The organism is Paracoccus sp. 08, from assembly GCF_024105395.1.
GTDB lineage: Bacteria > Pseudomonadota > Alphaproteobacteria > Rhodobacterales > Rhodobacteraceae > Paracoccus > Paracoccus marcusii.
This window is the reverse complement of sequence record NZ_WEKR01000005.1, coordinates 129691-148958: the sequence shown is the minus strand read 5'-3', so window position 1 is coordinate 148958 and position 19268 is coordinate 129691. Positions and strand designations below refer to the sequence as shown.

Genomic DNA, 19268 nt, shown 5'->3' with positions numbered 1-19268 from the left:
CGCGCCGATCCCAGGAGGGCTTCATCATGACCACGACCACCATCCGCATCGACTATTCCACCCTTCCCGAGGGCTTCGACCTGAGCCGCCCGGATGCCATTGCTGAGGTCATCGAGCAGGCACTGCGCGAGAGCGGGATTCGGGCCGAGGCCTCCGATGTCCTGTCGCACCTGAAGATCGAACTGCCGACCGCCCAGCTTGGCGCTGCCAGTCGCACGCTGGCGGAGATGCGGCTGGTTTGAGCGGAATGATCAGAAAGCACTGATATTGCTCCGATTTGCCTACGATCATCCGCCCGACAGAACGATGGTGTTCGCACCAGAACGATGCAACTCACCGAAGGATGCCCCGCCATGACCACCCGCCGCGCTGCCCCGAACGACAAGGCCCTCGACGCCTTCATCACCGCCAAGGCCGAGATCGACACGATGCTGGAACGCCTGAAGGCCCTCAGCGACGACCACTTCGAGACCCACCCCGACGAGATCCATTGGGGGCACGTCGGGACGCTGAAGCACTACGCGGGCCTGCTGCGCCAGATCACCGACAGCGCCTTCAAGGAAGGCGAACACGCCGCCTGACGCGCCCATACGGCGCGACGGCCGCCCCGTCCGATGACGGGGCTTGCCTTCGTAGAAGGCGCGCACAGCGCGCGCCACAGCGCCCGGAGGCCCCGATGACCACCCCGTCCGACACCCAGTCCCTGATCCTGTCCCGCGCCGCGACGCGGCCGGGCAACCTCGCCCTGCCACTGCCCGAGGGGCTGGTCGGCGCCGCCGCCAAGATGGTGGTCGGCAAGATGATTGCCCGCGGCTGGCTCGAGGAGGTCGAGGCCAACCTGCGCCGCCATGAGCCGATGTGGCGCGAGACCGGTGACGGCCACGGCACCACGCTGATCGCGACCGAGGCCGGGCTGGAGGCCATCGGGATCGAGCCGGTGGTGGCCATCGCTGTCGCCAGCGCGCGGAAGGCGAAGCCGAAGCAAGAGGCAGAGCGCACGCCCGACGACACCGACAACGCGACGCCTGTCGCCATCCGCGCTGGCACCAAGCAGGCGCAGATCATCGCCATGCTCCAGCGCCCCGAGGGCGCGACGGTCGCCGAGATGGTCGAGGCCACCGGATGGCTGGCCCATACCGTCCGCGGCTCGATCTCGGGAGCCTTGAAGAAGAGGCTGAGCCTGCCCATCAGCGCCGAGAAAGACAAGGGCAGGGGAACCGTATATCGCCTCGTCAAAGAGGCAATTTCTTAGGCGGGAACCAAATGGGTTTCAGTGGGGCCCGCCTAGGTGCATAGGCCAGCCCAAGGGCGAACATGCCGCCACCACTCCAAAGGAGTGAGAACCCTGATCGGCAATAGCCTCAACTGGTCGCGCTTCTTGATAATTGTCCGCCGATCTCTTGTGCAAAAGACGTCACATTCGAGGCCGACGGCATTTCCAATCAGTTCCCGATCCGCTTTGTCGGGCAATCGGCGGGTGAAAGGAGCATCGATCATGCGCCGCCCGACCACGGAAGCGTAAGCGTTCGCTTCGTCTTCAGGCGAAATCAACTCTACAGCGAAGTCTCGCAGCCGCTGGCGGTGTTCGGGATCGGGCGTATTGTCAACCTCATCAAGCGTCTTTCGGGATGCCATGATCGCCCAGTTTGCCCGCCTGCCAACGTAGAAGATGTGCATAAGCGCTTCGAGGTCCTCTGCAAGTAACGCGTCCTCGATACTCGGTAGCGGCTGCTGCTCGAAAATCTGGTCTGGGTAATTCACGAGCAGGTTCACAACATTCGTGTCGAGAAAAATCCGCCCGGGTACGGCGTCATAGGGATAGGCCCTGCAATCCGCACTATGTTCGGCCTCACTGCGATAAAGGATCCAGCGCTGTCTGGTTTCATCCCAATGTTCGATTCCCAAGGATCCACCATCTCATCCGGAAGCTGATGACAGGGAGAATAGACTTGGTTTGAGGTTGATCCAAGCCTCCAAAGGCCCGCCAAAATGGCGCTACTCCACCGCCAATACAGCCTTCCGCCCAGTCGCCAGTTCCCACCGCCGCACCGCGACGTCGCAGTAGACCGGGTCCAGTTCCACAGCACAGCAGCGCCGCCCGGTGCGTTCCGCGGCGATCAGCTGGGTGCCGGAACCGCAGAAGGGCTCGAACACCAGGTCGCCGGGATCGGTGAAGGCTTCCAGCACCGCCTCGACCAGCGCCACGGGGAACACGGCCGGGTGCGATCCGGCGGCACCCAGCCCGCCCTTGTGGCGCATGATCCGGAACACGCTGTCCGGGATGCGATGGCTCTGAATGGCGTTTCCGAAGCCAGTCTTGCGATGGACCGTGCCGTCGGCCCCGCGCAACCCGCCGCCGCCCAGTGTTTCGCCCGCGTGCTTGCTCTCGACCGTCTTGTTCGGCTTTCGCGGCTGGCGGTTGAAGTGGAAGATGAACTCGTGCGACGGCGCCAGCCGCCCGTTCCAGTCGCCTGGCAGGCCCGGACCCTGGTCCCAGACATACCAGCCGAACCGCCGCCAGCCCTGCGCGCGCATCCAGTCGACCCAGCCCTCCCAATAGGGAATCCACTCACCGTCCCGGTGGACGAGGCCGAGATTGACCAGCAGTTGCGCATCGGCGGTGACGGGCGCTGCGGCGAAGACGCCCTGCATCAGCGCGTCCCAATCACCGACCTTTTCCTTCGCCGCCCCATAGTCGCGCTGCTTGGCATAGGGCGGGGAGGTGAACATCAGCGAGGCCTGCGCCCCGTCCATCAGCCGCACCACCACGGCCGGATCGGTCGCATCGCCGCAGATCAGCCGGTGATGCCCGAGCCGCCAGATGTCGCCTGGCTTGGTGATTGGTTCGACCGGGGCCTCGGGGATCGTATCCGCGGTGTCATCGTCGATGGGCGCGCGGTCGTCGGCGTCATGCAGCAGCGCGTCCAGCTCGTCCTCGGGAATTCCGATCAGCCCGAGGTCGAAGTCCTCGGCCATCAGCCCGCGCAATTCCTCGAGCAGCAGCGTCTCGTCCCACCCGCCCAGTTCGGTCAGCTTGTTGTCGGCGATCCGGTAAGCCCGACGCTGCGCCTCGGTCAGATGGCCCAACACGATGACCGGCGCCTCGGCCAGACCCAGCCGGGCAGCGGCCAGGACCCGGCCGTGCCCTGCAATCAACTCGCCGTCGGCGGCAACCAGGCAGGGGACGGTCCAGCCGAATTCGGCCATGCTGGCGGCGATCTTCGCCACCTGGTCGGCGTCGTGGGTCTTGGCATTCCGGGCGTATGGCCGGAGACGGGCCAGCGGCCAGTGTTCGATCCGGCCGGGCAGGAGGGGCACGTTCATGCCGCGAGCCGCTTCGCCTTGAGGGCGGCGAAGGTCTCGCCGGTTTCTGCCAGCACAGCCTCTTGGCCGGTGAAGGACTGCCAGCGCTCGATGGCGACATCGACATAGGCCGGGTTCAGCTCGACACCGAAGCAGATCCGGCCAGTCGTCTCGGCCGCGATCAGTGTTGTGCCGGATCCCATGAAGGGCTCATAGACCGCCTGGCCGGGGCTCGAGTTGTTCAGGATCGGGCGGCGCATGCATTCGACCGGCTTCTGGGTGCCGTGGACCGTGTCGGCGTCCTGATCCCGGTTGGCGATCTGCCACAGCGTCGTCTGTTTCCTATCCCCGGCCCAGTGACCCTTGCCCTTGGCGCGTACCGCATACCAGCAAGGTTCGTGCTGCCAGTGATAGTCCCCGCGGCTGAGGACCAGCCGGTCCTTGGCCCAGATGATCTGCGATCGGATGGCGAAACCTGCTGCGGTCAGGCTCTCGGCCACTGTCCCCGCATGCAGCGCGCCATGCCAGACATAGGCGACGTCGCCGGGGAACAGCGTCCATGCCTCGCGCCAGTCGGCCCGGTCGTCGTTCAGCACCTTGCCGGTGCGTTTCGTCTTGGCCGCGCCAGCCTGATTGCGCCAGGAGGGATCGTATTCGACGCCATAGGGCGGGTCGGTCACCATCAGCAGGGGGCGGACATCACCGAGCAGCCGCCCAACGACATCGGCCGCAGTGCTGTCGCCGCAGATCAGACGATGCGCGCGCAGCTGCCAGAGGTCGCCCGGCACCGACACTGGCGTGACCGGAAGTTCGGGCACATCGTCCTCGCCCTCGACCGGACCATCGTCGCCCAGCGCGTCGGGATCCCGCAGCAGCGCGTCAAGCTCATCGTCGCTGATGCCAAGCAGCGTCAGGTCGAAATCCTCGGCCAGCAGCCCCGCAATCTCGTCGCGCAGCAGGGCTTCGTCCCATTCGCCCAGTTCCGTCAGCTTGTTGTCGGCGATCCGGTAGGCCCGGCGCTCGGCCTCGTCGAGATGGCTGAGCCGGATCACCGGCACCTCGGTTAGGCCGAGCATGGTCGCGGCCAGCACCCGGCCGTGCCCCGCGATCAGTTCGCCGTCGTCGGCCACCATGCAGGGCACGGTCCAGCCGAACTTGGCCATGCTGGCGGCGATCTTGGCCACCTGATCGTCGCCATGCATCTTGGCATTGCGGGCATAGGGGCGCAGCCGGGCAATCGGCCAAGACTCTACCTGGCTCGGCGCGAAGACGAGGTCCATGGGATGGGGCTCGGGATGTGGGGGAGGAAAATGAAAAGCGCCCGCGAGGGGGTTACTCCGGGCGCAATTCTTCGATGATCAAGGGGTAGGTCAATGGGGGCAGGTCTGTCAACCCGAAAAGTGAAGCGGATTCAACGGCTTCTAATGAATTGGCTTTTCGGGGTGGCTTCTGCCCACCTGGCTTCCCCGAAGGTGGCTTCCCTGGCTTCCCGCCGGGAATCCACCCCGGCCAGATCGTGATTCCGCAAGCCGCTGATCTGACTCAAGATTTTCGGCTCCGGGTCGCAAGGTGGCTTCCGCCTGGCTTCCCCGGTGAAAATGCCCCCCGCTACCGAACCGCCGCGCTGCGCCCCCCCGCATACGTTCAGGGTCGGCGAGGAACCAGAGGAGGGGGGTCTTCGACCGCCTCGATCATCTCCCCTTGAGGAAGTCGTCGACGAACTCCGATACCGGTGTGACGCCCGTGACCAGCAGATGATCCCTCGCCCTCGTGCAAGCGACGTAGAGCAGGTGCCGTTCGGTATTGTAGACTTCCTCAAGGTCCGCGTCGTCGGCCACGGACTCGATACGTTCTGATTGCGGGATCACCTCGTCGTCGCAGGCCATGACCACCACCGACCGGAACTCCAGCCCCTTCGCGAAGTGCATCGTGCTGATGGCAACGGCGCCGTCCTCCACTTCGACCTTTTCGCTCAGTTCGACCGAACGAACGCCTGCAGCTTTCGCGGCAGCACGCGCACGTTTGAGTTCCGCGTCAGACCTGACGAAGATACCGACCTCGCGCGGTGCGCAGCCCTCCTTCAATCGATCCGTGATCCATCCTGCCACCGTGCGGCATTCGTAATCACTGTCGCTGCAGGCCATCACCATGGGCGGGGGGCCGTCGAACATCGACACCGTGCCGCGCCGCCCTTCGGTATTGCCGTCCACATCCGAAACGGTTGACGGCAGGAGCCGATCGGCATGGGTGCGGATCTGATGTGACGTGCGGTAGTTGATGCGAAGTGTGAAAGAGCGGCCGCGGACATCAAGGCCAAGCGCCTTCCACGAGAAGGGCTGCTGAAAGATGCGCTGGCCAAGATCACCGGCGAAGAAGAGGCCATCGCTGCGCCCCGCAGCCAAGGCGGCGAAGAACCGTGCCTCAGCCACGCCAAGATCCTGCGCCTCATCGATCACTGCAAAATCGTAAGGCCGAGTGCCACCCTGGGTGAAAGCATCCGCCAGCCGACCGAAGACATCCGACCACGTCACAGCGCCGCGGTCTCTCAACCCCGCACGGACACGTTCGAAGATGGCCCAAAGGGTCTCGCGCTGCTTGCCGCCGATCCGGGTTTTTCGCCCGAGGCGCGACACGTCGCGGTAATCCTCCCACGACCGAAGTTGCCAAGCGTCCACGACGTCGTTCCATTCTCCGATCAGGAACTGAGGCGAGAACCGGTGCCCCTCGACCTCGGCCGCTGCCTTATCGATCAGCGACTTGACCAGCGCGCTTGGGGCGATCTGGGGCTGTCCGAAACGCTCGGAATGAAGATCATACCCTACGGCCGAGACCGCCCTGACGATGATCCGCGCCGAAACCGTGGGCTCGTTGCCCACGAGGCTGGCCAATTTGGCTCGGAGGGCATTCGCCAGAGGTTTCGAGAATGTTGTCAGCAAGACCTTGGCAGAAGGATTAGCGCGGGCAAGATGGACCGCTCGATGCAGCGCCACGATGGTCTTTCCCGTCCCGGCCGAACCCGAAACCCGAGTCGGGCCGGAGAACGACCGTTCGACGAGGTCGGCTTGGGCCGGATGCAGGAACACCGCCCACTTGTCCCAGGGATAGTCGAGCGCCTGTTTCAGTTCTTCTGCGTTGGCCAGAACGCGGAAGCGGCGCTGAGCGTCCGGGTGAGCAAACGGATCGGCCTCGGCGGGCACAGGCTCTGGCGGTTGTGGTTTCTCGCCAACGGCGAGTTTCAGCAATGCTTCCTGCGCCTCTTGCGGCAAGTGCTCGATGATGTCGAACAGCGTGTCTTCGGTGGCTGTGCGAACGTCGTTAACCCATTCTTCGGGCACGCCAAAGGCCATCAGTTCGAACTTGCGCAGGTTGTCGAACAGGCGGGCCGCAGGTTTGGCAGCAGGGGCGGGTGTGGCGGCCACCTCGCGCGGTTTGAAGATTTCCACCTCTTCAACCCGCTCGCGTACCTCGACCAGCTGCATGGCACCGGTCGTCGGGTGGCGTTCGATCTTGCGCCGTTCGGCCCATTTGTAGGCGTCGTCGTGGTGATCGACATAGACGAGCAGGATGCTGGCGGCCGTGCGGTGGACGATGATCCGGATGTCGGCATTCACCCGCACCGACCAGAAATTCGAGTCCTTGGCGCGGTCCAGCTTGTGGAAGGACAATCCGTTCGAGGTCGGGTCCAGTTGCAGGTCGAAGGCGGTGGTTTTGGCCGCCTTCTGCTCCTGCGCCGTCAGGCGGCCAAGACTGTCGGTGAAGGTGTCGGCGATCCGAAATTCCATGTGTTCGCCAACCCCTATACCCAGTTGCCTGAATGCGGATGCCTGGTGCCCAGCATGTATACGCCCGAGTGCACGTCGGTCAGGCTCCAGTCCGCAAGCTGAGCGCAGAGCTCAGCAAACAGCCCATTGTTTTCATAGATTGCGCCAGGCTCGAATGATGCGTCGTCCAGCTCGCTGCCAGCCGGAGATTTGCTGAGGATACCGGTATTGTGAAGCAACTTGAGCCCGGCAAAAATTGGCCCCCCGGGCGGCAACATCGGCGGTGGTGATTTTTGCGAGATCGCTAGGGCAGGCTGACCGAACAAGGCAGTCATGAACATTGCCGTCGCGTTCCACGCGCCGATGTACGGCGGTCGTTCCTTGGGATTCAGTATGGGGCTGAGCCACCGCTCTTGCGCCCTGCCGAGTTTATCCAGCGTATCAGGCAGGGTCTTGGGAAGAGTGACCTTTCCGAACAGCATGTGTGCGCCCGTCAGCGACTGTTCGATGGGCGTCGGGCCCCGCTCGAGGTGGAAGCTCTTGGCGGTGTTAAGGTCAGCTGTGTTCCAGTCGGAGAGCACGTTGCAGACAGCTTCCGTGAACGCGAGGTCCAGTTGAGCCAGGTGGCCCCAGGACAGGCCAACGGCGAAGCAGACATGCCAGGGGTTGGCAGCGGGAAAGGCCGCCAGATGAGAGGTCATCTCGGAAGTGGCCATCTTGTTGAGAGACTGGCCCGACTCCTTCAGCAAAGCCAATACCTTGCCGCGGGCAGGGCCACCTTTCACCCCACCGCCCTTTTCGCAGAGCTCGTTGAACGCGCGCTGAGTGTCGTTGACCGGCTTGCTAATTGGCGCCTTCATTGAATCACTCCACCGCAAATACCTTCATCACCTCATCCCCAAGGTGATTGATGACCTTGACCGCGATCCGCCCTGACTTCGGCTTAACGAACGGCCGTGATGTGTCCGAATACAGGCTCTCCCAGGCTTCTTCGTCGATCTCGGCCTTCAGCGTGGTTTTCAGCGCCTTGTAGGGGTCGTTCGCCCCCAGGAAATAGGCGTGGCGAACGAAGAACGACTCCTCGTTGTAGTCGGTGTCCAGCATCCACAAGGCGATGCCGTCGGTGCCTTCGCTTTGCACCTCGCCGGTCTGGGGTTTGAACACGTCCACACCGAAGACCTGGACCTGAACCATATCGTCGCCTGCATCGGTGATGCGAATATCCGGCTCGCCGAAGATCACGAACAGGTTGCCCGCGCCGGTGGTTTTCAGGTCGGCGCCCATATGCAGGTCGGGGTTCATCCGGGCTTTCAGGATGCGGATGCGGCCCAGCTTGTCGAACTCGGAACTGTGGGCGTCGTAGTTGAAGGCACAGGCGATCAGCACGTCGAAACCGGCGTCGCCTGCCTCGCGCGCCGCGGCCACCAGGTCGGGGCGCGACACCGTGCCGAACTCTGGCCCGATGAACACGCCCGCGCGGCGCTGGGTGTCGCCTTCCATAAAGGTGCCCTCGGCAGCGATCCAGTTGCCGGGCCAGCCCTTGAGGCTGGTGAAGGTGATCCGGTCCTCCTTGTGCGCCTGCTGCACGCCCGCGGCTTTCAGGTTTTCCAGGATCATGTGGGCGAAGTCGGTGAAGTCGCGCGGACCCTCGGCCGCCTTGCGCTTGCCCTCGGCGGCCTCGTAGGTGTCGATCAGCTCGTCATCCCAATCGACGGCGAGGGTGCGGTGAGGCGAAAGGCTTTCCACGGTGAAGGGGCCGGCGACGCGAACCTTGGAATTGTCGGTGAAGGGCTTGTCGTAGAGGTATTCGAACTCGGCCTTGGCCGCGATGCTGGCGTCGATTTCGCGCTGGCGGGCGATGCGGGCATCCCAGAACCGCTTCAGGGCGGATTGCGCGGTGGCGGGCCAGCCAGAGGGAGCCTCGCGCGGGATTTCCCATTCCATCAGGCCGTTCGCCGGGGCCATCTCGCCAGAGGGGAGCTTGACCTCACCCCTCGCGGTGAAGTCGATCTTTGCGCCCGCGCGGCCGCCGGTTTCCACCTTGAAGGGGGTGGAGTGGCCTGCAAGTGCGGCGTTCAGGGCGGCGAGGGCATCCTCGACGGCGGGCTGGAGCCTGTCCCAGATCACGTCGATTTCGGCGTTGTTGGCGATGGATTTCAGCGTGATGTGCGGCACGCGGTCATAGACGAAGCCCTGACGGATGCTGCCGTGGGTGGGGGCGGATTTGGGCGGGGTGCGGGTGATCTCGCCTTCCTTTTGCTGCCCTTCCTTGCTGTCGGCCAACAGGTAATAGGGATAGCGCGCGCCCATCAGGCGGGAGCGGGCGAGGGCCACGGCGACGCGACTGGTGTCGATGGTGATCCAGCGCCGCCCCCATTGTTCGGCGACATAGGCCGTGGTGCCCGAGCCGCAGGTGGGATCGAGCACCAGATCGCCGGGGTCAGTGGTCATCAGGATGCAGCGAGCGATGACCTTCTGCGCCGTTTGAACAACATAGACTTTGTCTTCGGTGAAATTGCCAGTTTGCGTATCCGTCCACACGTTTGAAATTGGGATGGCGTCAAAGTCATCCAAGAACCGAACATACTGAACACTGTTCTTTGCAACCCAGATGCGGCCTCCTTTGGCCAGCCTCTTCAGGCCATTTTCATCACTTTTGAATGTCCCCTTCCCGGGTGGAAAGTTACGCCCTTGATGCTTAAACTGGCGAAGATCGCCGTCTCCAGCTGGACGGGAGCTTGTAATGTTATCTGGGCGAAATACCCGTTCATCTTGGCGCAAAGAAGCATCACGCAACCCACCGGACAAGCGTCGAGACACTCCATCTGGCAACATTGCCATTCTGTAAACTTGCTCCGTGGATGCGCCTGCTTCCTTGGGCTGGAGCGTTGCGCGAAACTTTAGGTTTTTTGAATCTTTTGCAAACCAAAGAATGTAGTTTGACGCGGAGGCCAGATTTGTGTTCGCGCGCCCAGTCGTGGTCTGGTAAGCAATCTGACTAACGCAATTCTCGTCCCCAAACACCTCATCCATCAGCGCCCGCACGCGGTGGACGTTCTCATCCCCGATCTGCACGAAGATGCTGCCGCTCTCGGCCAACAGATCGCGCGCCACGGTCAGCCTGTCGCGCAGGTAGGTCAGGTAGGAATGGATGCCGTCCTTCCAGGTGTCGCGAAAGGCGCGGACCTGTTCGGGCTCTCGCGTCACATGGGTCTTGTCGCCGTCCTTCACGTCGCGGCTGGTGGTGGACCACTGGAAGTTCGAGTTGAACTTGATGCCATAGGGCGGGTCGAAATAGATGCACTGCACCTGCCCGCGCAAGCCTTCACGCTCGGCCAGCGAGGCCATCACCGACAGGCTGTCGCCCGAAATCATCCGGTTCGACCAGTGCTGGTCGTGCTGATAGAACTCGGTCGCGGCCTCGGCATCCGGCAGGCCGTTGAAATCGGCGAACATGTCGAACTGCGGCGCGTCCTTGGCCGCCTTGGCGCGGTTCGCGCTTTCACGCTTCAGGTCGTCGATGATGACCTTGGGGTGGACCTTTTCCTGAATGTACAGCGGCGGCGCCTGAACGATCAGGTCAGACCAGTCCTGCTCATCCTTGCCGCGCCAGACAAGCTGCGGGTCAAGATCGCGGTTGCGGCGTTCGTAGGCCAGCTGGATCGGCGTCTTGTCCTGATCGCGCATCAGGCTTTCGAACTCGGCCGTCGGGATGTTCTTGCGCGTGGCGTCGTGGGTGAGGGTTTCGACCTCAATGGGTTTCTTGGCCATGGGTCAGGTATCCTTCTTGGGCGAGACCAGCTTGTGCGGGACCTCAAGCTGTTTTGCCAGTTCGTTCAAATAGCCGGGCAGCTTTTGCTCGGTGACCAATACGGCCGAAATGTCAGCGTCAGCGCGCGGGTCCATAGATTGCATTACGGCTCGATACTTGACGCACTGGTAGATGCCGCGGGTCAGGTCTGCCTCGTTCGAGTCCTTCGACTTCACTTCCAAGGCGATGGTGCGTTCTGTGGCATAGTAGACGACGTCAACGCGGTCGCCCGATAGCAGATCGACCTCCGTTTCCGTACGAGTGACCTTCAGCCTTGGGAAAACGGCAGTTGGATTGGCTTGCACCCACAGGCGAAGCGCCTTGTGGTTGGGGCCTTCTCCGCCTCGCCCCCTGGCAATGCCATCCTTCTCAGTGCCACCGGTCGGATTCGACGGTGACATGTTACTGGTGTCCGGCTGATATGGCCTTCCATAAACCGTTTGATAGACCTTCGGCCAATCTGGGAAGGCATAGACTTCCTCTGCTGCGCTCTCAAAGTATTCACGCCAGATCTTGGGTTTGCTGTCCCGAAAGCCGTCCTTCGCAAGCTTTGGCTCGCTGAAATGGGCGGCCATGAATCCGCCCGCACCGGTACTTGGCATATGATCGTCTTGCAGTACCAGCAGCGTATTCAAAAGCGGCGCATCAGGAAAATCGGCATGGATATTGTGCATAATTTGACCCGCGCAGTACCCTAGGCGTGTTGCGCGACCGATGCTTGAGAATCCCACCTGTTGCTCGAGGCGCAGCATCGCCTCCCCGTAAGTAAGATCTGTTCGGTTCATTGCGGCCTCGACAAGCCATCTGGCCAAGACTGGTTCGGCATGCTTGTCAAAGTTCTCGTTGGTTGGCTTGATAAGGCTGCTCGTCACTTCACAGGATCTCCACACAACCGAAGTTGCCGATCAGCTTTGCGAACTCCGCTTCCATCTCGTAAACCGCCGTGAACTCGGCGAACTCCCAGCGCCCGAACTTGCCGAGGTTGTTCACGCCAGGCACCCAGTAGGCGCGCATGGTGTTTGCCTTGTCCTTGGCATCCTCGCCGCGGTAGCCCTTGATCTCGACGATCAGGTTCAGTGGGTCGGGCTTGCCGTCCTCGGTGCGGCGGCCGTCATCGACCTGGACGATGAAGTCGGGCAGGTATTTGTGCGGGGTCGAGCCGGAGAGGTAGGGCACCTCGAGGCCAAGCCCCTGGTTCTTGACGTAGGACAGCACCCGCGGGTGGCCTTCGGCGACGCGGGCAAACTCGGCCTCCCAATCGCTGTCGCAGACCACCCAGTTGACATGGGATTTGTCAGGGCGGGTCTGCCAGCGCAGCGCCTTGGACGTGGTGAAGTTGACGTAGGCAGTCGTGCCGGTGGGATTGTAGGCGTCGAGGATCGCTTTGATCTGGTTTTCGCCCTTCAACGTTTCGGTGATGGCCGCCTTGATCCGCTCGGCTGCCATGTCGGCGATTTCCTTGTAGACCAGCTGCGCAGGATAGGTGCCGCCGGAGCATTTCAGGTAGCCGCCGTCCAGCCACTGGCGGGTGATACGTTTTAGCTGGCCGAAGAGATGCAGTTTCGGTTCCTCGCCGGGGTCGCGATACTTGGTGTAGAGAAGGTGCCGCGCCAGGTGGAACAGGATGGTGGACGAGCGCATGTCGTCCAGATGCTCCAGCGTCAGATCAACGCCTTCGCCGATGATGCCCTGGTTGGTGGTGGTGGAAGGGCCCAGAAGCTGGGGCGTCAGTTCCAGAACGTGATCGGGACCGAAATTGGCCTCAAGCCGTTCATCCGGCAGTTCGACCCGATAGCCTTCGACCCGGGGGAAGGTGATTTCCAGCGCGTCGCGGTCGGGCTTGACCGCGTGGACGCGGACAGTTTCACGCGGGGCGGCCGGGGGGGAGATCACCGGTTTCGCGGTGAAGTCAAAGGGGATGCCGAGGACGTCGGCATATTCGACGTTGAAGCGCCCCTCGTCGTTCAGGTCGTAGGACTGGCGGCGCAGCGCGCGACCGATCACCTGCTCGCACAAGAGCTGGGTGCCGAAGGCGCGCACGCCAAGCACATGGGTGACGGTGTTCGCGTCCCACCCTTCGGTCAGCATGGAGACCGAGACCACGCAGCGGATCTGTTCCCCAAGGCGGCCCTTCTTGCCGACGGTGTTCATGACCTCGCGCAGAAGGGTCGACTCGTCGATCTTGTCGCCTGCGGTTATGTCGCCGGTGCGTTCGATCATCTCGCGCTTGAACTGCTCGATCTCGACAGCCGCCATCTCGCGGAAATCCTTGTCGAGCGCCTCGCCGGACTCCAGCTGGGCGCTGTCGATCAGTATCGTGTTCGGCCGCGGCATCCGGTTGCCGAAGTCGTCGTAGTTCCGGAAGAGGGCAAGACGGCCGTTTTCAAGGGTGGTCTCGATGCCGTCGTCGCTGACCCGATCAAAGCCCGAAATGTACTTGTAGATCAGTTCCGACGTCGCCGTGTTGTTGCAGACGACGATGAACACCGGCGGAACGCCGATCCCCTTGTCCTGCCAAAGCAGGAAGGTCTTTTCGTAGTGACCATAAAGGGCTTCCAATGCGGTCAGCAGCTCGACCGGAAGGCTGAACGGATCGAGCGCCTTGCCCGCGGCGCGGCCCTTCTTGGGGAGCTTCTTGCCGATGTGGTCCCAGAGGTTGCGGAACTTCGGCGTATCGCCGCCCGGCACATTGTCGGCAATCGGCACGCGCGGCAGTTTCACGATGCCGCATTCAATGGCGTCCATCAGCGAAAAGTCGGACATCGTCCAAGGGAACAGCGTGCCCTCGATGTACCCTGACCCACGCAGGAAGAACGGCGTGGCCGACAGGTCGTAGACGAGGCTGATGCCGAGCTTCCGTCTGACCGCTTCCAGACCGGATATCCACATCCGGGCGGCCTCATTGTTCTCTTTCGCCTCGCTTTTCTCGTCGCCCTTCAGGTCTTCCTCGGTTTCGCCGACGGCGTCCTTCACCCGCTCGCGATAGCAGTGATGCGCCTCGTCGTTCAGAACGACGATGTTCTTCTGGCCCATCAGGTCGCCCATGACCCGCTGGATCATCTCGCCTTCGGTCTCCAGCGTCTGGACCTTGTCACCGCGCCAGCCCTCAAGCGCCTGCCTCGTGCCTTTGGCGATCACCAGTTTTTCGCGCAGCTTGAAAGCGTGATAGTTGGTGATGACGATCTTGGCGGCCTGGATGTCACGCAGCATGTCGGGCGGCGTGATCTCGCGTGAGCGATAGTAGCTTTCAGGGTCGTTCGGCAGCAGGACGCGCAACCGATCCCGGATCGTGATGCCCGGCGAGACGATAAGGAACCGGCTGGAGAACTGCTTGCTGTTCGGGTGGCGCACGGCGTTCACCGTCTGCCAGGCGATCAGCATCGCCATGACGGTGGTCTTGCCCGCCCCGGTCGCGAGCTTCAGCGCCAGGCGCATCAGTTCGGGATTGGCCTGCTCGTTGGCGCCCTTTATGTGCGCCCAGAACTTGGCAACGCGCGGCCCCATCTTCGGCGCGACCTCGGTCAACCAGATCGCGGTCTCGACGGCCTCGATCTGGCAGAAGAAGGGTCGAACGCCCTCGAACTTGTGGTGCCGCCAATGTTGCAGCAGGCGGGCCGTTTCCGGCGTAACCAGCCACTGGTCCGGGTTCGGAAGGTTGCGCCACGTTTCGACATATCCCCGGACTTCGTTGATGATCGGAGTGGGGTTGTATTCCTGATCTGCCGTTGAAAGTTCGTCATCCGCACCAAGCAGCAGAGCGCCCTGCTTCTGACTTTGCCGCTGCTTCTTCGTCTTGGGGACGGGCGTGATCAGGTCTGAGCGGCGCCTAGACTCGACAATGCGGTTCGTTGGCTGGCCATCATCGTCCAGTTCCCAATGGCGGCCAGGATATTCGTAAGGAGAGTTGAGGATCGGCTGTTCAAAGAACTGCTCAGACATTGGGGGCGTCCTTCCCGAGGTTCCCCTTTACGGCTGCCTTCTGTTCGTCGATCCACCGTTCGATGTCGTCGCGTTTGAATCGCCACTGGCCCCGGACCTTGAATGCCGGAATCTGGCCGGTTTGTGCCATCGTGTAGACAGTCTTCTCTGCAACCTTCAACAAAACGGCGACCTCTGGCAAAGTGAGAATGGGGTCCTCCATGGACCTGCTCCCCCTCAAATGTGATGCGGATGAAGTTGCCAAACTTTGCCAGACATTACTAGGGTATCATTGCTGCGGGTTGTAGGCAGCCTGATCATGCTCTTCAAATCCAAGGTGCGCTCTATCTCAGCCACGGCCGGGCTTTCGGCATCGCCGCCGTCACCTCGACCTCCCGCAGCATCCCGCCCTCGATCAGCCCCTCGCGGACCCAGCCCAGGGCCTGCCACCAGTCGTCATAGCCGCGCCGGGCGGAAGCGATCTGATGGGGATGGGGAGAGAAGGTGACGGGGCAGGCCAGGATGTCGATGGTCTTCCATGTGGCACGCACGCTCGGGCCACGCACCCGGACGCGCTCGGTGCCTACGACGATGGTCCCCGCATGCGTGCCGTGCTGGTTCTGTTTCACGATGGTCGGCACGCAGCGCGGGACGGCGCCGGGCATCCAGTCCGGGGTCAGCCCGGCGCGGGCCAATTCGGCAACGCGGATCGCCATGCGCTTGCCGCCGAGGCTGTCGGGGATCCCGGCGACCGCGGCGGCGATGACCTCGGCGTCCTCGTGGGTGTAGCCGCCGATCTTGTGCTGGCCGCCGTCGATCTTGCAGCCCAGCACGGCGCGCTGGAGGAGGACGTATTCCAGGCCGAAGCCGAAGCCTTCCTCGGTGACGTCTGGGGGGAGGGGTAGTTCCAGTTGCGCCTGTTCGATCCGGAACGCCCATTCCAGCGCCGCCTGCACGCCCAGCGCGCGCTTGATCCTGGTGCCGCTGACGCGGCCGTGGAAACTCATGGCTGCAATCCTTCAAGGAAATCCATCTGCGCCGGGCGCTGGGCAGCGTCCGTCGGCCGCCAGATCCACGGGCCCGAGGCCATGGGCAGCTGCGAGAGCGCGCCACGCATGTGCTGCTGCCAGAGGGTGAACTCCGTTCCCGAGCAGGCGCAGAGCGCGTGCCCGATGGGCCAACCCATCAGCCATCCGACGAAGAGTGGGTTCAGCCGCCGCCGCGACCGGCCCTTCAGGATCCGCCGCGAGACGGCGCGCCCATGCAAGGCAATCATCGAAGCCCAGAGCGGGCGCGAGATCGGGGCGTGTGGCAAGGACCGCGGACCACCCAGCAAGGTCGCCGGGGCCGGGCGGGTGAAGCCCTGCTCGGCTCGGTAGTGCAGCAGGTCCATCCGGGATTTGCCGTCGGTCCGGGTGATGCTGGCCTGGCTCGACCCCTTCCAGTTCTGGGCGGCCGGTGTCGGCCAGTGGTTCGGCAGGGCCTTCGCGATGCCCAGCGCCAGCGCCTCGGCCTTCCGGGTAAAGTCGCTGTTCCCGGCCGGGTTGTAGCGGCCAGTGCCGGGATGCAGGCTCATCGGTGTGGGCCAGGATGAAGATACGCAGCCGTTCATGCGGCGCGCCGACCTCTGCCGCCGAGAACAGGCCCGCCGCAGGCGTGTAGCCCAATCCCCAAAGCTCTCGCAGGACGGTTTCGAGGCCGAGGGTGACGTGACCGGCGACATTTTCGAGGAACACCCATTCGGGACGGCATGCCCCGATGACGCGGGCGACATCGGGCCACAGGTGGCGGGGATCGTCGGCGCCGCCGCGCCTTCCTGCCGCGCTGAAGGGCTGACAAGGGTATCCGGCCAGGACGGCATCGAAGGCGCCGCGGAAGGGCCGGGCATCGAAGCTGCGCAGGTCGGTCCAGATCGGGGCCGGGGCGAAGTATCCGGCTGCTTGCGCCGCGATGAGCACCGTCCTTGGCCAGTCCTCCCATTCGACGAAGGCGCGGGTGTGATAGCCGGGTTCGGCGAGCATGAGGCCCAGATCAAGGCCTCCGCCGCCTGCGCAGAGGGACAATCCGTGCCGGGGACGTGACACCATGCCATTCACCGCACCCCGCGCTCGCGCAGGCGTTCGGCCGTGACCAGTCCCCTCGCCAGCATGGCGTCGCGCATGGTGTTGGAAATCATGCTGGCTGGCAGGAAACGGTCGGAATTCACCAGATCGGCGTAGAAGGCGGGCAGGTCGGTGATCGGCTTTGCCGCCGGGGCGGGGGACGCTTTGGGCTTCCGGCGCTTGCGACCGGCATCCTCGACCTTGCGCTGGGCGGCGCGTTGCATCGCCCGGTCCAGCGCCTTGGGCCCATCGGGTGGTTCGGGATGCTCCTCGCGGGAGGCCTCGGCGGCAGCGATGATCTCCGCCTCGGTCAGGCCAAGTTCGTCTCGCCAGCGCTGGACGTGCAGGCGGGGCGGCCAGCCTTGCCACCAGCCGGGCAGGGCGTCGGGGTCGAGGCCCAGCGCGTCCAGCAGGTCTCCGAAAACCTCATCGGAAATCGCTGCGCGCGCCTTCGCGCCCTCCTCCTCCTTTACTGGTTTACTTAGAGGTTCCCTTACAGGGTTAGTGTCCGAATTCCGGACACGGCTTTCGGCATTTTCCGGACACGGGTTCCCCGGAAAATCGGACACGGCTTCCCGGCCATCCCCGTGTCCGAAATCCGGACACGGCAGGGTGTCGGCCGCGGTATCGAGGGGCGAACCCTCGGCCAAGTCAGCGATTTCCGCGCCCTCGTCCTCCCCGTGTCCGATTTCCGGACACGGCACCACAGCCACGGGTGTGAACCCCGGCTCGAACCCCAGGATGTAGCGGGTGGGCAGCTGGCGCTTGGTCACAGGATCGAGCCGCGGCACGCGCCGCAGCAGGCCCACGGCCTCCAGCTGGCCAAGGTGATCGTTCAGCGTCGACCGGCTGATCTCGCAGTCATGCGCAAGCCGATCCTGCGAGGGAAAGCAGCCATAATCCGGGTTGAACCGGTCGCAGAGGTGCCAAAGCACGATCTTCGTCGTCGGCTTCAGCCCGCGCTGCTTGATGGCCCAGTTGGTGGCCTCGTGGCTCATGGCGCGGGCCTCCGCGGGGCAGGGGCGATGCGCGAGGTGAAGCCATGATCGGCGAGCGCGCCCAGCGCGTCGTCGAGACTGCGCACCAGCGCCCAGCCGAACCCCTGCGCCAGAACGGCATCGCGGAACACCTCCTGCTCCGGCCGCAGCCGCCCCTTCGGCGCTTTCAATTCGAGGAACAGGACGCGGCCCTCGCACAGGACCATTAGATCGGCGAACCCGGCATGGACGCCCATGCCGACGAGGATCGCCTGGCGCTTGGCACCGCGGGGCCCGGCTTCGGTGACCTCGTTTGCGCAGTGATGGATGATGGCAGAGCGGGGGAGGGCGATGCGCAGCGCCTGCACCACGGCACGCTGAAGATCAGCCTCGGGGGTGCCACGGCGCTTCATCGCGCGGCCCTCCCCTGGTCTTCGCGCTGGGCACGCAGCACTGGCCGCCGTGCATCGACCACCACCAGCAATCGCTGCGCGTCCGCGCGTTCGGCCGAGGTCTCGCCATGCTGGACGAGCACGTTGCAGGCGAGCCGGATCAGGAGATCGCTGTGATGCGCGACGTCGGCGATCACGGCGCGGGCCTCGGCTACGCGGTCGGCGGGCCAAGTGGAACTGCGGGTGTGGATGGTCATGACCGCCCCCGTGTCTTGCGCACCGGGTGGGCCTGTTCTTGCGCCCTGATCCATTCCTGAATGGCCACGCGGCGATAGAAGGTCTTACGACCTATGCGTGTGCATGGCGGCCCCTGACGGCGGGCCTCCCACCGCGACAAAGTATCTGTGGTCAAGCCCAGCGCGCGGGCCAGCTGCTCGCGGCTGATCCAGTCGGCCAGGAGGTCAGGGACCTCCTCCACCGGGTCATCTTGCATGTCTTTCATGGGCTGCTCCGTTCGCCTCGCGCCCCTCTGCCGGGGGCGGTTTCAGCGAAGCAGAGCGCGAGGAGCGGAAGACAGGCGGAAGGTGGAATTGGCCGCTACCTCCCAATTCCACCCCTTGCTTTATTGGACTTTCAGCGGATAGCGCGCGACGCGACAAGCGTTGCCGCAGCCCTCGCAGCGCATCCCAAGCGCCGGTTCCTGGCGACAATCCGCACTTCGTCGCCATCGCTTCGTCAGCTTGGGGCTGATTGGGCGGCGCTGAGGCGGTTTCGCCGGTTTCTCAGGGACCGGAATTGTCGGAATGGACCGTTCCGGTCGGGTTCCGACGGTTCTGGATGATATCCACAAGTTCTTTTTTTGTTCCGGTGCGCCAGTGCAGGATTCTGGTTGATCGTTCGCCTTCCGGATGCGTAGATTCGTGGTTGAGCAGAACATAAGAATCGACAAGGCAACCGAAGCCAGGTGCCGCCCCTCTTGGGGTGGGGTGCCCAATTACAGGCAG

At 63.6% G+C, this 19268-nt stretch carries 18 protein-coding genes and 1 pseudogene; 3 read left to right on the top strand and 16 right to left on the bottom strand.

The window, feature by feature from the left end:
* Nucleotides 1-26 precede the first annotated feature (26 nt).
* The 3 genes from GBO37_RS02885 (at nucleotide 27) to GBO37_RS02875 (ending at nucleotide 1252) form a co-directional block, all read left to right on the top strand.
* A complete protein-coding gene (locus tag GBO37_RS02885) occupies nucleotides 27-242 on the top strand; it encodes a hypothetical protein (protein WP_252927068.1) in 216 nt (71 codons plus the stop codon).
* Nucleotides 243-353: 111 nt separating this feature from the next.
* Entirely contained in the window at nucleotides 354-581 is a 228-nt protein-coding gene (locus GBO37_RS02880; protein WP_252927066.1) for a hypothetical protein, read from the top strand.
* 95 nt (nucleotides 582-676) lie between these two features.
* On the top strand, nucleotides 677-1252 hold the full coding sequence (locus GBO37_RS02875) for a DUF3489 domain-containing protein (RefSeq protein ID WP_252927063.1): 576 nt from the start codon (nucleotides 677-679) through the stop codon (nucleotides 1250-1252).
* Nucleotides 1253-1284: 32 nt separating this feature from the next.
* On the opposite strand, the gene GBO37_RS02870 is transcribed toward GBO37_RS02875, so the two are convergent.
* The 16 genes and pseudogenes from GBO37_RS02870 to GBO37_RS02795 all read right to left on the bottom strand — a co-directional run bounded on the left by GBO37_RS02870 (nucleotide 1285) and on the right by GBO37_RS02795 (nucleotide 18766).
* The gene (locus GBO37_RS02870) at nucleotides 1285-1905 is read right to left on the bottom strand and encodes a hypothetical protein (RefSeq protein ID WP_252927059.1); all 621 of its coding nucleotides are present in this window, start codon (nucleotides 1903-1905) and stop codon (nucleotides 1285-1287) included.
* Nucleotides 1906-1995: 90 nt separating this feature from the next.
* The gene (locus tag GBO37_RS02865; protein WP_252927056.1) at nucleotides 1996-3324 is read right to left on the bottom strand and encodes a site-specific DNA-methyltransferase; all 1329 of its coding nucleotides are present in this window, start codon (nucleotides 3322-3324) and stop codon (nucleotides 1996-1998) included.
* Complete coding sequence (locus GBO37_RS02860) at nucleotides 3321-4583, bottom strand: DNA methyltransferase (RefSeq protein WP_252927054.1); 1263 nt, start codon at nucleotides 4581-4583, stop codon at nucleotides 3321-3323. Before GBO37_RS02860 ends, GBO37_RS02865 begins: the two co-directional genes overlap by 4 nt.
* A 411-nt stretch (nucleotides 4584-4994) precedes the next feature.
* On the bottom strand, nucleotides 4995-7085 hold the full coding sequence (locus tag GBO37_RS02855; protein WP_252927051.1) for a 3'-5' exonuclease: 2091 nt from the start codon (nucleotides 7083-7085) through the stop codon (nucleotides 4995-4997).
* 14 nt (nucleotides 7086-7099) lie between these two features.
* Nucleotides 7100-7924: a hypothetical protein gene (locus tag GBO37_RS02850; protein ID WP_252927049.1), complete on the bottom strand. Its 825-nt coding sequence runs from the start codon at nucleotides 7922-7924 to the stop codon at nucleotides 7100-7102.
* Between the two features lie 4 nt (nucleotides 7925-7928).
* Complete coding sequence (locus GBO37_RS02845) at nucleotides 7929-10835, bottom strand: site-specific DNA-methyltransferase (protein WP_252927047.1); 2907 nt, start codon at nucleotides 10833-10835, stop codon at nucleotides 7929-7931.
* 3 nt (nucleotides 10836-10838) lie between these two features.
* Nucleotides 10839-11627, bottom strand: a complete 789-nt coding sequence (locus GBO37_RS02840) for a hypothetical protein (protein WP_252927045.1) — start codon at nucleotides 11625-11627, stop codon at nucleotides 10839-10841.
* Nucleotides 11628-11748: 121 nt separating this feature from the next.
* Complete coding sequence (locus tag GBO37_RS02835; RefSeq protein WP_252927044.1) at nucleotides 11749-14814, bottom strand: BPTD_3080 family restriction endonuclease; 3066 nt, start codon at nucleotides 14812-14814, stop codon at nucleotides 11749-11751.
* Complete coding sequence (locus GBO37_RS02830; protein ID WP_252927041.1) at nucleotides 14807-15016, bottom strand: helix-turn-helix domain-containing protein; 210 nt, start codon at nucleotides 15014-15016, stop codon at nucleotides 14807-14809. Before GBO37_RS02830 ends, GBO37_RS02835 begins: the two co-directional genes overlap by 8 nt.
* Nucleotides 15017-15137: 121 nt before the next feature.
* Nucleotides 15138-15800 (bottom strand): hypothetical protein, encoded by a 663-nt coding sequence (locus tag GBO37_RS02825; RefSeq protein WP_252927037.1) that lies wholly within the window; start codon nucleotides 15798-15800, stop codon nucleotides 15138-15140.
* Nucleotides 15797-16369 (bottom strand): DNA methyltransferase, encoded by a 573-nt coding sequence (locus GBO37_RS02820; protein ID WP_252927034.1) that lies wholly within the window; start codon nucleotides 16367-16369, stop codon nucleotides 15797-15799. Before GBO37_RS02820 ends, GBO37_RS02825 begins: the two co-directional genes overlap by 4 nt.
* A gap of 52 nt (nucleotides 16370-16421) precedes the next feature.
* Nucleotides 16422-16814 (bottom strand): annotated as a pseudogene (locus GBO37_RS21545) (DNA cytosine methyltransferase); the annotation flags it as partial.
* A 71-nt stretch (nucleotides 16815-16885) separates the two neighbouring features.
* Complete coding sequence (locus GBO37_RS02810; RefSeq protein ID WP_252927028.1) at nucleotides 16886-17893, bottom strand: helix-turn-helix domain-containing protein; 1008 nt, start codon at nucleotides 17891-17893, stop codon at nucleotides 16886-16888.
* Nucleotides 17890-18285 carry a VRR-NUC domain-containing protein gene (locus GBO37_RS02805; protein ID WP_252927025.1) on the bottom strand — a complete coding sequence of 132 codons (396 nt, stop codon included), beginning with the start codon at nucleotides 18283-18285 and terminating at the stop codon, nucleotides 17890-17892. Before GBO37_RS02805 ends, GBO37_RS02810 begins: the two co-directional genes overlap by 4 nt.
* Nucleotides 18282-18521: a hypothetical protein gene (locus tag GBO37_RS02800; RefSeq protein ID WP_252927023.1), complete on the bottom strand. Its 240-nt coding sequence runs from the start codon at nucleotides 18519-18521 to the stop codon at nucleotides 18282-18284. Before GBO37_RS02800 ends, GBO37_RS02805 begins: the two co-directional genes overlap by 4 nt.
* Complete coding sequence (locus tag GBO37_RS02795; protein WP_252927020.1) at nucleotides 18518-18766, bottom strand: AlpA family transcriptional regulator; 249 nt, start codon at nucleotides 18764-18766, stop codon at nucleotides 18518-18520. The genes GBO37_RS02800 and GBO37_RS02795 overlap by 4 nt, the downstream gene beginning before the upstream one ends.
* Nucleotides 18767-19268: the final 502 nt, after the last annotated feature.